At 70.1% G+C, this 14699-nt stretch carries 13 protein-coding genes; 2 read left to right on the forward strand and 11 right to left on the reverse strand.

Annotated features, from left to right (window positions below):
- The first annotated feature begins 34 nt into the window (after window positions 1–34).
- Window positions 35–742, forward strand: coding sequence for a hypothetical protein (locus IE246_RS23615; RefSeq protein ID WP_189994329.1), 708 nt, complete (start codon window positions 35–37; stop codon window positions 740–742).
- Between the two features lie 328 nt (window positions 743–1070).
- On the opposite strand, the gene IE246_RS23620 is transcribed toward IE246_RS23615, so the two are convergent.
- The 8 genes from IE246_RS23620 to fliF all read right to left on the reverse strand — a co-directional run bounded on the left by IE246_RS23620 (window position 1071) and on the right by fliF (window position 10295).
- Window positions 1071–1868, reverse strand: coding sequence for a MinD/ParA family protein (locus IE246_RS23620; RefSeq protein WP_189994331.1), 798 nt, complete (start codon window positions 1866–1868; stop codon window positions 1071–1073).
- A 20-nt stretch (window positions 1869–1888) separates the two neighbouring features.
- Complete coding sequence (locus tag IE246_RS23625; protein WP_189994333.1) at window positions 1889–2848, reverse strand: flagellar biosynthesis protein FlhF; 960 nt, start codon at window positions 2846–2848, stop codon at window positions 1889–1891.
- Window positions 2849–2927: 79 nt separating this feature from the next.
- Window positions 2928–5057 (reverse strand): flagellar biosynthesis protein FlhA, encoded by a 2130-nt coding sequence (gene flhA, locus IE246_RS23630; RefSeq protein ID WP_189994335.1) that lies wholly within the window; start codon window positions 5055–5057, stop codon window positions 2928–2930.
- Between the two features lie 34 nt (window positions 5058–5091).
- Window positions 5092–6537 carry a sigma-54-dependent transcriptional regulator FlbD gene (flbD, locus tag IE246_RS23635; RefSeq protein ID WP_189994337.1) on the reverse strand — a complete coding sequence of 482 codons (1446 nt, stop codon included), beginning with the start codon at window positions 6535–6537 and terminating at the stop codon, window positions 5092–5094.
- 16 nt (window positions 6538–6553) lie between these two features.
- Entirely contained in the window at window positions 6554–7399 is an 846-nt protein-coding gene (locus tag IE246_RS23640) for a motility protein A (RefSeq protein ID WP_189994339.1), read from the reverse strand.
- A 16-nt stretch (window positions 7400–7415) separates the two neighbouring features.
- Window positions 7416–7724: a flagellar motor switch protein FliN gene (gene fliN / locus IE246_RS23645; protein WP_229837472.1), complete on the reverse strand. Its 309-nt coding sequence runs from the start codon at window positions 7722–7724 to the stop codon at window positions 7416–7418.
- A gap of 71 nt (window positions 7725–7795) precedes the next feature.
- Entirely contained in the window at window positions 7796–8560 is a 765-nt protein-coding gene (locus IE246_RS23650; protein ID WP_189994343.1) for a FliH/SctL family protein, read from the reverse strand.
- Window positions 8561–8618: 58 nt separating this feature from the next.
- On the reverse strand, window positions 8619–10295 hold the full coding sequence (fliF, locus tag IE246_RS23655) for a flagellar basal-body MS-ring/collar protein FliF (protein ID WP_189994345.1): 1677 nt from the start codon (window positions 10293–10295) through the stop codon (window positions 8619–8621).
- A gap of 387 nt (window positions 10296–10682) precedes the next feature.
- Here fliF and IE246_RS23660 point away from each other — a divergent pair, with 387 nt between their 5' ends.
- On the forward strand, window positions 10683–12146 hold the full coding sequence (locus IE246_RS23660) for a tetratricopeptide repeat protein (protein ID WP_189994346.1): 1464 nt from the start codon (window positions 10683–10685) through the stop codon (window positions 12144–12146).
- On the opposite strand, the gene sciP is transcribed toward IE246_RS23660, so the two are convergent.
- From sciP to IE246_RS23675, 3 genes are all read right to left on the reverse strand, one after another.
- Entirely contained in the window at window positions 12143–12466 is a 324-nt protein-coding gene (gene sciP / locus IE246_RS23665; protein ID WP_189994348.1) for a CtrA inhibitor SciP, read from the reverse strand. The genes IE246_RS23660 and sciP overlap by 4 nt on opposite strands.
- Before the next feature lie 172 nt (window positions 12467–12638).
- A complete protein-coding gene (gene flgE, locus IE246_RS23670; RefSeq protein ID WP_189994350.1) occupies window positions 12639–13937 on the reverse strand; it encodes a flagellar hook protein FlgE in 1299 nt (432 codons plus the stop codon).
- A gap of 86 nt (window positions 13938–14023) precedes the next feature.
- The gene (locus IE246_RS23675; protein ID WP_189994352.1) at window positions 14024–14692 is read right to left on the reverse strand and encodes a flagellar hook assembly protein FlgD; all 669 of its coding nucleotides are present in this window, start codon (window positions 14690–14692) and stop codon (window positions 14024–14026) included.
- Between the last annotated feature and the right edge of the window lie 7 nt (window positions 14693–14699).

Here is a 14699-nt window from a genome sequence, read left to right on the forward strand (position 1 = left end):
GGCAGCGGTCGCCGGGGTTGCCTGGGGGGCGTTCGTGACGGCGTTCGTGGCGGCGGCCGAGGCGGCAGCCGCGGGGCCGGTTGCCGGTTGGGCGAGGGCGGCCCGTGGCGACGAGCCCGACGCCGGCGCGCTGCCCGCGGGCGTGGTCGCGGTCGGCACCGCTGGCGGGGCGGGCGACGAACCGGCGGTCGGTGGCCCGGACTGGACCGTCGGTGCCGCCGGCGATCCGGTGGCCGCGGGCGGGGTGCCCGACGGTGCGGTTCCGGTCGGTGGGGCTCCTGTCGGCGTCGTTCCTGTCGAGGCGGAGCCCGGGTTGGCGACCACCGGAGCGCCAGGGGGCGGGGGCGCGGCCGGAACCGCCGCGCTCGGCGCCGGAGTGGGGGCCGGGGCGCCGCCCGGTGTCGTCGGCGTTGGCGTTCCCGGCGTTGGCGTTCCCGGGGGCGGAGCAGGGGGCACCGATGCCCGGGACGATTGGGCGGCTACTGCCGACGCGGCCGACTGGGCGGCCGGGCCCGGCACCACGGTGGCCTGCACGATCCGGCCGACCGCGAGCGGCACGGTCGGCGCCGGCGCGGTAGTGCCGGTCGTCACCGCCGGCTGGGTGGCGGCCTGGGTCGGCACGCCGCCGGTTCCGGCGGTCGGGGCTCCGCGGACGGTGAGCTGGACGATCGGCGGCTGGGTGCCCGGATTGCGGATCTCGACGGTGACCGGCGTCCCCGGCTTGAGCAGTTGCGCGACCTGAGCACGGCTGAGCTCGAGCCGGACGTCGCCCTGGGCGGTGCGCACGGTGACGCGGCCGTCGGCCGCGGCCTGGCGCACCAGGCCCTCGACGGTCGTGCCGGCGGCGGCGCGCGCGAGATCGGGCGGCAGTTCCGGGGCCCGGGCCGGGCTGCCGGGGGCTTGCGCGGCGACGGGTTGCGGTTGGCTCGCCTGCGGCGCCGCCTGGGCGGATCCGCCCTGACCGCCGGCGGGTGCGGCCTGGCTGCTGCCGGCCTGCTGGCCGGAGGTTTGGGGCGAGGACGAGGGAGCCGGGGGGCTGCCCGACGGCGGCGACGCCGAGGGGATGTCGCTCACCGGGTCTCCTGCAGGTGCTCGGCGATCGCCTCGACGTCGAGCGCGGCGTCGGCACCGGGGTAGCGGATCATGATCGGGGTCTGGGTCCGGATCGCCTCGATCACCTTGCGGTCGCGCCGGATGATCCCGGCCAGCGGAGGCTCGGCCTTCAGGAAGTTGGCGCAGGCCTTGCGCAGGGTCTCGTAGGTGCGCTGGCCCTCGGCCTTGCTGTCGGCCGCATTGATCACCACCCGCACGTCGGCGGTCGGGTCGTTGGTCAGCGTCACCTTGATGAAGGCGTAGGCGTCGGTCAGCGAGGTCGGCTCGGCGGTCGCGACCACCAGGATGGTTCCGGCCCGGCCCGAAAGCAGCCGGACGGTGCGGTCGAGCCCGGCGCCCATGTCCATGACCACGCTGTCATAGGACCGGCCGAGTTCGATGAGCTCGGTGCCGAGCGCGCCCAGGCGGTTCGACGGCAGCTGCGCGAGGTTCCCGGAGCCGGAGCGTCCGGCGATGATGTCGAACTGACCCTCGTCGTAGCGTACCCGCGCCTGGGCGAGCGACAGCCGGCCGGCCAGCACGCCGCCGAGGTCGCGCTGCGGCATCAGGCCGAGCTGGATGTCGACGTTGGCGAGGCCGAGGTCGGCGTCGAACAGCAGGACCTTCCGGCCGGCCCGCGACAGGGCGTGGCACAACGTAACCGCGAACCAGGTCTTGCCGACGCCGCCCTTGCCGGACGCCACCGCGATGAGGTTCCGGCCCTTCGCCAGCTTGGTCGGAGGACCGGCAGGGGTCGGAGCACCGGACGGAACCATTGTGGATCCTTTCGCGCGCATCATTCCGCGGCCTGATCGCGGGTTGCAGCATACTTCGGAAGCAACAGGCGTGCCAACGACACCGGGTTCAGCGGCGCCAGCCCGTCGGCGACGCTGGCGCCGATCCCGACCTCGGTGAACGCCAGCCGCCCGGCGCTCGCCGCGCTCAGCAGGCCGCCGAGCCGGCGGGCGATGTCGAGGCGGGTCGCCAACAACCTTCGCGCGCCTATCGCGGCATAGGCGTGGGCCTGGTCGGCGGCTTCCAGCGGGTCGCCGCCGGCGGCCATGACCAGCACCGCCTCGGCCTCGATCGCCTCGATCAGCCGGCGCTGGCGCTCCGCGTCCTCGGCCTCGAACGGGTTGCCGCCGGCGCAGTCGACCAGGATCAGCGAGTCCGGGCGGGCGGCCGAGACCGCGTCCTGCAGCGCCGCCGGGGTGTCGGCCTGCTGCAGGTCGACCTCGAGCAGGCGGGTGAAGGCGTGCAGCTGCTCGTAGCCGCCGGCCCGCTGGGTGTCGGTGGTGATCACGCTGACCGGCCGGCGGTTCATCACCGCCCGGGTCGCCAGCTTCGCCGTGGTGACGGTCTTGCCGGCGCCCGGCATGCCCATCAGCAGGACCGGCCGCCGGCCCGACATCGGCACCGGCTGGAACTTGAAGTGCTGGTCGAGGGCGCCGGCCAGGGCCAGCAGCGGATCATCGGCGTCCAGCGAGCCGGCCGCCCGGGTCAGCTTGTCGGCGAGTTCGCCCGGCACGTTGTGATGCGCCAGCGCGTCGGCGATCTCGTCGAGCGGATCGGCGTCCTCGACGTACTGGTCGTAGTGATCCTCGTCCTCGACCGCCTCGATGGCGGCGGTGATCCGCACGCCGAGGCCGCCGTCACCCTTCTGCGTCGAGACGATGATCGCGTCGGGCCCGAGATGGGTCTTCACGAGGTTCATGGCCTCGGCCATCGACGGCGCGTTGAAGGTCTTCAGCCGCATCGGCGAGCCTCAGACGGCTTTCCGGCGCCCCGCACGGCGCGCTGTCCGCCGGCTCGCGGATGCTTGTTGTGGTCGCCCCTCATATCTGCCCGAGTGTTCGAATCTTGGCCTTCGGGTGGATCTCGTTCTGCGACATTACCACGGTCTGCGGGCGGAAACGCTCGATGATCGACCGCACGTAGGGGCGAATCATCGGCGACGTCAGCAGGCAGGGCTGCTCGCCCATCGCGGTGTACTTGTCGAACTGGTGGCGGACCGTGGTGATGAACTGCTGCAGCCGGCTCGGCGCCATCGACAGCTGGCGGTCGTCGCCCTGGCCGACCAGCGACTCCGCGAACGCCTGCTCCCATTCCGGCGACAGCGAGACCAGCGGGATCACCCCCTCCTCGTCGGCGTAGGCCTCGCTGATCTGCCGGGCGAGGCGGGCCCGCACGTGCTCGGTGATGGTCGCCACGTTGCGGCTGTAGCCGGCGGCCTCGGCCACGCCTTCGAGGATGGTCGGCAGGTCGCGGATCGAGATCCGCTCGGCCAGCAGGTTCTGCAGGACGCGCTGCAGGCCGCCGACCGAGATCTGCGCCGGCACCACGTCGGCGACCAGCTTCTGGTTGCGGTCGCCGAGCTCGTCCAGCAGCTTCTGGGTCTCGCCGTAGGACAGCAGCTCCGACATGTTGTCGCGCACCAGTTCGGTCAGGTGCGTGGTGATCACGGTCGACGGGTCGACCACGGTATAGCCCTTGAACAGCGCCTCCTCGCGCAGGTCGGGCGAGATCCACATGGCCGGCAGGCCGAAGGTCGGCTCCCTTGTATCGGTGCCGGGCAGGTCGATCTTGCCGCCGGTCGGGTCCATCACCAGCAGCCGGTTCGGCCGCAGCTCGCCGCGTCCGACCTCGATCTCCTTGACCCGGATCACGTAGGTGTTGGCGCCGAGCTGGAGGTTATCCTGGATCCGGACCTGCGGCATGATGAAGCCGCTCTCGGCGGCCAGCTGCCGGCGCAGCGCCTTGATCTGGTCGGTCAGGCGCTGGCCCTCGACCGCCTCGTTGATCAGCGGCAGCAGGCCGTAGCCGAGCTCCAGGCGGATCAGGTCGATCTGCAGCGCCGACGAGATCGGCTCCTCCGGCGGCGGCGCCGCGGCGGCGGTCTCCTCGGCCTCGACCGCGGCGGCCTTCGCTTCCTCCTGGCCGCGCCACAGGAAGTAGGCGCCGCTGCCGGTCACGCCGGCGATCAGCAGGAACGGGATCATCGGGATGCCGGGCAGCATCGCCATGATGATCATCAGGCCGGAGCTCATCATGAGCGCCTTCGGGTAGCCGCCGAGCTGCCCGAACACCGACTCGTCGGCCGATCCCTCGGCGCCGCCCTTGGTGACCAGCATGCCGGCGGCGGTCGACACGATAAGGGCCGGGATCTGGCTGACCAGGCCGTCGCCGACCGTCAGGATCGTGTAGGTCATCGACGCGTCGGAGAACGACATGCCCTGCTGGGCCATGCCGATGATCATGCCGCCGACCACGTTGATCAGGGTGATCAGCAGGCCGGCGACCGCGTCGCCGCGCACGAACTTCGAGGCGCCGTCCATCGACCCGAAGAAGCTGCTCTCCTGGCTCAGTTCCTCGCGCCGGGTCCGGGCCTCGTCCTCGTTGATCAGGCCCGACGACAGGTCGGCGTCGATCGCCATCTGCTTGCCGGGCATCGCGTCCAGGCTGAACCGGGCCGACACCTCGGCGATGCGTCCGGAACCCTTGGTGATGACGATGAAGTTCACGATCACCAGGATCGCGAACACGATCACGCCGATCACCGGGTTGCCGGACATCATGAAGTTGCCGAACGCCTGGATCACCTGGCCGGCGGCGTCGGTGCCGGTGTGACCCTCGCCCAGGATCAGCCGGGTCGAGGCCAGGTTCAGCGCCAGCCGCAGCATGGTGGCGATCAGCAGGACCATCGGGAAGGCGCTGAAGTCCAGCGGCTTCCGGATGAACATCACGGTCATCAGGATCAGCACCGAGAACACCAGCGAGATCGCCAGACAGAAGTCCAGCAGCCAGGTCGGCATCGGCAGGATCAGGACCGACAGGATGGCGATGACGCCAGCCGCCAGCATGATGTCGCCGCGCCGCAGGGCGTCGGTCACGCTGCCGAGGGTCGGCATGGTGAGCCCGCCCATCGGCCGGCGGCCGTCGTTGCCCTGTCCTGAGGTGTCCGCCATCTCTCAGGCCGCTCCCCGAGGTGCCGTCAATGCATCAGACCGACGCCCGGTCGGCGTCGCCCGGCGCCGGCACGTCGTAGCCCTCGTCCATGAACTGCTTGACCTTGTTGCGCAGGGTCCGGATCGAGATGCCCAGGATGTTCGCGGCATGGGTCCGGTTGCCCAGGCAGTGCGAAAGGGTGTCGATGATCAGGTCGCGCTCGACGTCGGCGACCGTCCGGCCGACCAGCGAGGAGGTCGAGGAACCGCCGGCCGGGGCGGCAGGCGCCGGTGTCGCCGCTGCGGGCGGGGCTGCTGCGGCCGGGGCTGCTGCGACCGGGGCAGGGGCCGTCGGGGCAGGGGCCGTCGGGGCAGGGGCGGTCCGGCCGCCCGGGGCCATGCTCTCGCCGGTCAGGATGATCGCCTCCGGCCCGACCTCGGCACCGCTGGCCAGCAGCACCGCCCGGTGCATGGTGTTCTCGAGCTCGCGCACGTTGCCGCGCCAGTGATGGCCCTCGAGCCGGCGCATCGCCTCTTCGGTCAGTGGCCGCGGCGGCAGCCCGTTGGCCTCGGCGTACTTCTTGGCGAAGTGATCGGCCAGCGCCCGGATGTCGCCCGGCCGCTCGCGCAGGGCCGGAAGCTGCAGGTTGAACACGTTGAGCCGGAAGTACAGGTCCTCGCGGAACTTGCCGTCGCGCACGTGCTGCTCGAGGTCGCGGTTGGAGGTGGCGATCAGCCGGATGTCGATCTTCACCGGGCTGCTGCCGCCGACCCGGTCGATCTCGCGCTCCTGGATCGCCCGCAGCAGCTTGGCCTGCAGGCGTACGTCCATCTCGCTGATCTCGTCGAGCAGCAGGGTGCCCTTGTCGGCTTCCTCGAACTTGCCGATCCGGCGCGCGACGGCGCCGGTGAACGCACCCTTCTCGTGGCCGAACAGCTCGGATTCCAGCAGGTTGTCGGGGATCGCGGCGCAGTTCACCGACACGAACTTCTCGTTGGCGCGGCGCGACTTGGTGTGCAGGTAGCGGGCCAGCACCTCCTTGCCGGTGCCGGACTCGCCGGTGATCAGCACGCTGGCGTCGGACGGCGCGATCTGGTCGGCGAGCTTCAGCACCCCCGCCATCACCGGGTCGCGGAACACCACCGCCGTCTGCTCCTCGGCGACCGCCGCCAGGACCGCGGCGATCAGCTCCGGGTTCGGGGGCAGGGGGATGTACTCCTTGGCGCCGGCCCGGATCGCCGCGACCGCGGTGTCCGGGTCGCTCTGGATGCCGCAGGCCACCACCGGGGTGTTCATCCGCTCCTGCTTCATCTGCTTGAGGAACCGGGCGACCGGCTGCCGCACGTCGATCATCACCAGGTCGGCGCCCGGGCCGTCGCGCAGGATCTTCAGGCCGCCCTCGATGTCGGGCACATGGCTGACCTTGGCGCCACGCTGCATGGCGATCTGCCCGGCCGTGGTGATGTGGCCCTCGAGTGTGCCGACGATCAACAGACGCATCGCATCGCTCCCGGTGTCACGAGTAGTAGTCCAGCCGCTGCGAGGGCGGCAGGACGGTGTTCAGCAGCACCTCGAGCTGCCGGGGATTCTCCTGGCGGGCGATCGAGCTCGCCGCGACCATGTAGATCTGCTGGATCTGGCGCTCGTCGGCGGCGTTGCGGTCGACCTTCGCGGCGACCGGCGCGAACACCATGTAGGCCATCACCGCGCCGTAGAAGGTGGTCAGCAGCGCCACCGCCATCGCCGGCCCGATGGCGTTCGGGTCCTTCAGGTTCGCCAGCATCTGCACCAAGCCGATCAACGTGCCGATCAGCCCCATCGCCGGCGCCACCTCGGCCGCCCGCCGCAGCACGTTGGCGGCGCGGGTCAAGCGCTCGGAGGTCGCTTCGATCTCGGTGGTGAGGACGGTCTCGACCCGCTCCGGCGCACCGCCGTCGACCGCCATCGCGATGGCGCGCTGCAGGAATGGCTCGCCGGCCAGCTGCGGCAGCACGTGGTCGAGGGCTAGGATGCCGTTGCGCCGCGCGATCTCGGCCAGGTTCAAGGCCCGCTCGCAGGCCCGCTGGACGTTTCGGGACGGCGGAAACACGGTCCGCAGCAGCAGCGGCACCACCCCGAGCACCTCGCCGACCGAGAACGACACCATGGTCACCGCGAAGGTTCCGAGCAGCACGATCAGAACCGACGGGAAGTCCAGGAACGACCGGATCGAGTCGCCGAGCATGATGGCGCCGCCGATCAGCACGAACGCGCCGATCAGGCCGATCAGCAACGCGCCGTCGACCGTGGTGCCGCTCGACGGGATGTCGTAGCTGACCGGGGCGCCCGACCGGGGCGCGGCGTACTCGGCTCCGTCCGCCATCGTCTCCGCCCTGCGCTCAGGCCGGCCTGTCGGCCTTGATGATCTCGGTCATGGTGACGCCGAGCCGCTCGTCGACGATCACCACTTCGCCGCGCGCCACCAGCCGGTTGTTGACGTAGATGTCGATGGCCTCGCCGACCTTGCGGTCGAGCTCCACCACGGCGCCGCGGCCGAGCTTGAGCAGCTGGCTGACCTGCATGCTGGTTTTGCCGAGGACGGCCGAGACCTGGACCGGGATGTCGTACACCGCCTCCAGTTCGCGGGCGGTTATCTGGCCCTTGCCGTCGTCGGCGTACACCTCCTCCGGCTCGTCCTGGGCCGCCATGGCGGCGGCCATGTCGTCGTCGTCGAGGTCCGTCAGGTTGAGATCGTCGTCGGACATGGAGTCCTCCTCGTTCAGTCGGGCCGGTCGCCCGTGTCGGGCCCGTCAATTGCGGTGTCTGCTGGTTCGGCCGCGGCGGCGTCGGCGTCGGCGGAGACGGCGGGGGCACGGCGCTCGCGTTCCGGCTGGCCGGCGAGCGCGCGGTCGACGATGTGGTCGATCTGCTCCCAGGTTTCGTCGAGCGACCGTTCGACGGCGCCGGCCTGCCACGAGACCCGGCAGTCGTCGACCGGCAGCTCGGGGTCGCCGACCAGGACGACCTGGCCCTCGTAGCCGACCCGGGATGCCATCAGCTCGACCCGCCCGCGCAGCCCTTCCTCGACGGCCGGGGCGACGCGGATCATCACCTTCGGCTGCTCGGTCAGGAACCCGAAGGCCTCGCGGACGACGCGCTCGACCTCCGGCAGCTCGCGCTCGCGGGTGAGCTGCGGGGCGAGCTTGCGCATCACGGCGATGGCGAGGCGCGACGCGTCGGTCTCTATTGTCCGGGTCCAGGCGGCGTGCTGCTCGAACACCTTCGGCAGGCGCGAGAACAGGGCGTCCAGCGTGCGCGCGACCTGCTGCTCGATGCCGGCCATGGCGTCGGCCATGCCTTCCTGGCGTCCGAGCGCGTGCGCCTCGGCCCGGGCCTGTTCCAGTTCCTCGACCGAGAAGGTCGGCGGCCGGTTGGCCTCGGCGTCCGCCGCGGCCTGCTGGCGGGCACGCTCCTCGGCCTTGCGGCGATCGTCGGCCCCGTCGTCGAAGCTGTAGTCGAAGGTGAACGGCCTGGGTCGCGCCATCGTCAACTCCTCCACCGGGCGTCAGGCGACGCCGCCGACGGGATCGGTCGGAATGCCATCACTGGGCTTCCTGATACATCCAGTTGCGGATGATCGCGACCGCCTCCTCGGGGTGCTTGTCGACGATCTCGCCGATCTTGCGGAGCGACGACGCCCGGACCCGGCCCTCGACCTGGTTGATGTCGATCATCTGGTCGAGCAGGCTCTCCTCGGCCTCGTCCTCGCCTTCCAGGAGCTCGGCCATGTCGGCGGTGGCGCCCGGGCCGGCGAGCTGGGCGAGCTGGCCGTCCTGGCCGATCATGCCGCCGCCGCGCGAGGCGAGCGTAGTCGGCATGCTCTCGAACAGGCGGGTCAGCACCGGACGCACCACCAGCAGGATGACCAGCAGGCCGACGACCGCGAGCACCATGACCTCGGCGAGCTGCAGGAACTCTTCCTTCGAGATGCCGAACAGGAACGAGCCGTCGCCGAGATCGGTGGGCTCGAGCTTCACGAATTCCATGTTGACGACTTCGACGGTGTCGCCGCGCTCGGCGCGGAACCCGACCGCCGACTTGACCAGGGTCTCGATCTGGGAGAGCTGCTCCGGGGTCCGGGGGACGTACACCCGGTCGCCGGCGTCGTTCCGGTTGTAGGTGCCGTCGACCAGCACGGCGACCGAGAGCCGCTGGACCTCGCCCGACTCGCGGGTGCGCTGCCGGACGGTCTTGGAGATCTCGTAGTTGACGGTCTCCTCGGTCCGGTTGTTCGACGACGTGGACGACGTGCCGTTGCCGCCGGCACCGTTGACCTGGGCTTCCGGCAGGTTGTTCTGGACGGTGACCGTGCCGTCGGAGGCGGTGTCGCTCGCCTGGGACCGGTCCTCGATGGTCTGGGTCGAGCGCGCGACCTGGGTGTCGGGATCGTACTGCTCGGTGTTCTCGACCACCCGGCCGTAGTCGATCTCGGCCGTCACCTCGGCCCGCACCCGCCCCAGGCCGACCGTGCGCTCGACCATCTCCTCGATCGAACGGCGCATCCGGTTCTCGTAGGCCGACTTCATCTCCTCGGCGTTCATCATGGCGAGCGAGCTCTGCGCGTCCTCGCCGAACCCGCGGGCCAGCAGCTCGCCGCGGTCGTCCAGGATCGACACGCCCTCCGGGCTCAGCTCCGGGACCGCGGCTGCGACCAGATGCTGGATCGCCAGGACCTGCTCCTTGCCGGGGCGCTGACCGCCCTGCAGCTGCAGGACCACCGACGCGCTCGGCTTCTGGCGCTCGCGCGAGAACAGCTCGCGGCGCGGCAGCACGAGGTGCACGCGCGAGCCGCGGACGTTGCGCATCGAGGCGATGGTGCGGCTGAGCTCGCCCTCCAGGGCCCGCACCAGGTTGACGTTCTGGACGAAGCTGGTGGTGCCGAGGCCCTGGCTCTTGTCGAACAGCTCATAGCCGACCGAGCCGCCGCCGGGCAGGCCCTGCTCGGCGAGCGAGACGCGCAGGCGCAGGACGTCGTCGGACGGCACGAACACCTGGGTGCCGCTGGCCTTGAGCTGATAGGGGATCTCGCGGGATTCGAGCTCGCGCACGATCGAGCCGGCATCCGCCGGGTCGAGGTCGGCATAGAGCAGCGACATGCTGCCGGTGGACAGACGCGACACCAGGAAAATGAAGAAGCCGATCACGGCAATGCCGGTTCCGGCGAGCGCCGCGAGCCGCACCGGGCCGAGGTTCCGGATCAGGTCGGCGAAGGGATTCATACCGGTCACTCCCCGCGGGGCCTGCCATCCGTCGATGCGGCCGTTTCGCCAATTCGCATAAAATTTTATACAAAATTGTGAGAGCCTTGGAAAGGCTTAACTGGGCAAAAATTTCCTAGTCACGCTATCACGGTTATCTGTAAAAAAGAACAAGGAATTAGAACGTTGAATTCCTACCGTGCGTGAACTGGCGCACGACGTTGGCGAAGCCGGGAGGCGAGGATGGCCCGGAACAGGAAGAGGAGCCCGCCGGGGGGACGACCCGGTGGTCCGCGTGCCGCCGGCCCGCGCGTCGCGGTCCCGCCGCCGGCCCCCCGCAAGCCCGGCGCCTGGGCCGACGCGTCGGATCCGGCCGCGGTCCGCCATGCGCAGCTCGTCGCGGCCGCCATGCAGGCGCTCGAACGCGGCGACCTGGAGAATGCGCGACGGGGCTTCCGGACGGTGCTCGACGAGAACATCCGGCATCCGGACGCGCTGCACGGCATGGGGCTGTTCGCCCGTCGGGTCGAGCTGTACGACACCGCCGCCTCGCTGATCCGCCAGGCGATCGAGGTCGATCCGAGCAACGGCGGCTACTGGTCCAACCTCGGCAATGTGCTGCAGAAGATGGATCGCTGGGACGAGGCGATCGAGGCGCACCGGACCGCCGTCCGGCTCAGCCCGAACCATTTCGCGATCCGCCAGAACCTGGGCAGCGCGCTGAACATGGTCGACCGCCCGTTCGAGGCGCTGCCGCACTTCCGGGAAGCGCTGCGGCTCAATCCGGATTCGCCGGACACCGCGGCGAGCTACGCCACCACCCTCTACCGCGTCGGCGAGTACGGGGCCGCCGCGCGGTTCTTCCGGCAGGCCCTGGCCGGAAACCCGCGGCACCCGGTCGCCCACTTCAACAACGCGGTCAACCTCAACTGGATGGGCCGCTGGTCGGAGGGCTGGCCGGGCTATGAATGGCGCTATGCGACCCTGGGCTTTCACCGCCCGCCGACGCGGTTCAGGGCGCCGGATCCGTTGCCCGGCGACCTGCACGACCGCGACGTCCTGGTGTTCGGCGAGCAGGGCATCGGCGACGAGATCAGGTTCGCCACCATGGTGCCGGACCTGATCGACCGCGGCGCCGCCGTGACCCTGGAGTGCACGGCCAAGCTGCAGCCGTTGTTCCAGCGCTCGTTTCCGACGGCGACGGTGCGGGCGTTCCCGGTTCCGGGGCAGGCGTCCGAGGCCGGCCTCGACGGGTTCGACATCGTCCTGCCGACCGGCAGCCTGGGCCGGCTGCTGCGGATGGGGCCCGACCGGTTCCCGGAGCACGGCGGGGTGCTGCGACCGGATCCGGCGCGGGTGGATTGCCTGAAACGGCGGATCGCCGAGCTCGGGCCGGGCCCGAAGATCGGCCTGTGCTGGCGCAGCCGCGCCCGCGGGCGGACGCGCGCCGAGTACTATCCGGAGGTCGCCGAGCTGGGGCCGATCCTGGCGGTCCCCGGGGCGACGTTCGTCAACCTGCAGTACGATGAGTGTGCCGTGGAGCTCGCGGAGATCCGCGAGCGGTTCGGCGTTGCCGTGCACGTGATCGAGGGGCTCGACCTGTTCGACGACCTGGACGGGTCGGCGGCGCTGACGGCGGCGCTGGATCTGGTGGTCAGCGCCAACACCTCGGTCGCCACCATCGCCGGCGGGGTCGGCATCCCGACCATCGAGTTCCACGGCCGGCCGGTTCCCTCCGGCTACCTGGTCAAGGGCCACGACCCGTGGTTTCCGTCGGTCACGCCGATCGGCAAGCGGATGGCGGACCCTTGGGGACGGACCCTGCGTTCGATCGCGAAGCTGGTGACGGATCGGGTGTCGGCCGACGGCTAGCGGCGATCGGCGGGCGGGCTGCGGCGCTCGTTGCCGCGGTATTGCTGGAGCCTGGTCGCGCGCAGGCCGCGAACGCCGTACCGGTCGATCAGCCGCTGCCACGACTCCAGTTCCTCGAGCGACAGGTTCCAGCGCTCGCAGGCCTCCTCGATGCTCAGCAGGCCGCCGCGCACGGCCGAAACGACCTCCGCCTTGCGCCGCATCACCCAGCGGGTGGTGTCCGGCGGCGGCAGGTCCTGGAGGCCGATCGGTGTGCCGTTGGGGCCGGTAACTTGCTGGGGCCTGATGGCCGGGGTCTTGGTCGCCGCTTGTCCGCTCATGGCCGTCGAATGCTGATTGGAGCCTGGCGCCAGTGTGCGGGCCGGCTCTTAACAAACGACTAATGCACGGCCGTGAAAGCGCGATTTCGTTCCGGAGGCGGAAAAACAGAAGAAAAATGACCCCGGCCGAGGCCGGGGTCAGGTCGAGCGGTAACGGGTGCGGGGTTAGCTGTTACCGCTTCACACGGATGATTTCGTCGAGCAGCTCGTCGCCGGTGGTGATCAGCCGGGTCGCCGCCGAGTAGGCGCGCTGGGTGATGATCAGGTCGGCGAACTCGTCCGAGAGGTCGACGGTCGAGGATTCCAGGGCCGACGCCTCGATGGTGCCGGCACCCTGCAGCCCGGCTTCGGTCAGCAGCAGGTCGCCCGAGCCGCTGGACAGGGTGTAGGCGTTGCCGTTCTCCGACTTCAGCTCGGTCGAGGCCGGCACGGTGCCGATCGCGAGCTGGTAGATCGGCCGGGTGTCGCCGTTCTCGAACCGCGCGGTCACCACGCCGTCCGCGTCGACCTCGACCGCGATCAGGGTCGAGGGCGAGGAGCCGTTCTGGTTGAGCAGGGTGGCCTCGTAGCCGCGGCTCAGCTGGCTCATGCCGTTGGACTGCCCGACCGTCCCCCAGTTGATGGTGATACTGGAGGCGGCGGCGCCGCTCCCGAGCTGGACCGCGGTGATCGGCACCGTGGTCTGCGCCAGGGCGCCGTTGGCCAGGCCGCCGCCGTCGACGTCCTCGATCGTGCCGTCGGCGGCGTCGAACTCGACCGTGCCGGTGACAATGCCGGCCGAGGTGGTGCCGGCCTTGTTGGTCACGTCGATCGAGTAGTCCCAGATGTTGGCGGCCGCGCTCTTGGTCCAGTTGATCGTCAGCAGGTGATCGACGCCGAGCGAGTCGTAGACCGTCAGGTTGGTGGTCTGGGTCGACGAGGTGGTGGCGTTGGCCGGCAGGTTGACCGCCAGCTGGGCCTCGGTCGTCGGGTTCGACACCGAGGTGAAGCCGGCCAGGTTGATCGTCTCCAGGCTGGACAGCTGGTCCTGGGTGGTGGCGTTGACGATGTTGCCGCTGGAGTCGGTGCGCCAGCCCTGCAGGAAGAAGCCGGCATTGTTCACCAGGTTGCCGTCCTCGTCCTGGACGAACGAGCCGGCGCGGGTCAGCAGGTAGTCGCCGCCGTTGTTGTTCGGGTCGGAGTTCTCGTTCACCACGAAGAAGCCGTCGCCGACGATCGCCAGGTCGGTCTGCGAGGTGGTGCCCTGGAGCAGGCCCTGCTTCTCCGGGTTCACGAACGGCCGCGCCAGCACGCCGCCCGGCGAGTAGCGGGAGTTGGTGATGGACTCGGTCACCAGCGTCTGGAAGCGCGCCTTGGTGTCCTTGTAGCCGACCGTGTTCACGTTCGCGATGTTGTCGGAGATGATTCCGAACGCCTGGGACTGCGCGGCCAGCGCCGACACACCCGAGAACATACCGCCGTAGATGCTCATTGTTGTTGCCTCCGTTCACGCACCCGATCCGACGGGTGTCTGAGAGGGTTGCTCCGTGGCGTTCTGCCGAGTTGCTGACGGCCGCCTTATGACGACGCGGGTGGTTCCTTCACGGCCACGATCTTGGTGACGTCGACCGCCAGGTCGCCGACCAGGATGTAGCTGCCGCTTGAGTCGATGGCCGAGCCGGTCGCCCGGCCGGTGATGTCGGTGGCGACCTTGATCGCCTTGTCGTCGGCGCCCTTGGCCGAGACCACGAAGGTGTACTGGCCTTCGGCGACCGCGTTGCCGTCGTCGTCCAGGCCGTCCCACGTGACCGTGTGGCGCTGGGCCGAGGTCTCCGGCTTGTCGAACGTCCTGACCGTCTTGCCGGCGGCGTCGACCACTTTGAGCGTGACCGTGTCGGCGCCCTTGTCCGGCGTGTAGCCGAACGTCACCGGGTCGCCCTGATAGGTCGTCGTGCTGTCGGTGTACTGGATGTTCTTGCCGATATAGTTCACCGAGCTCGCCGCAGACTGGGCGTTCAGCAGGGTGATCATCTGCTCGAGGTTATGGTTCTGGCTGATCTGCTGCTCGACGTTGGCGAACTGCACGAGCTGGTTGGTCATCTCGGCGTTGTCCATCGGGTCGAGCGGATCCTGGTTCTTGAGCTGCGTGGTCAGCAGCGTCAGGAACATGTCCATGTTCTCGGCCAGCTTGGTGTAGGACGCGGCCGACGAGCTTCCGCTCGTGTTGATCCCGCTGACATCGGTCATCGTCGGT

Source organism: Thalassobaculum fulvum, from assembly GCF_014652915.1.
GTDB lineage: Bacteria > Pseudomonadota > Alphaproteobacteria > Thalassobaculales > Thalassobaculaceae > Thalassobaculum_A > Thalassobaculum_A fulvum.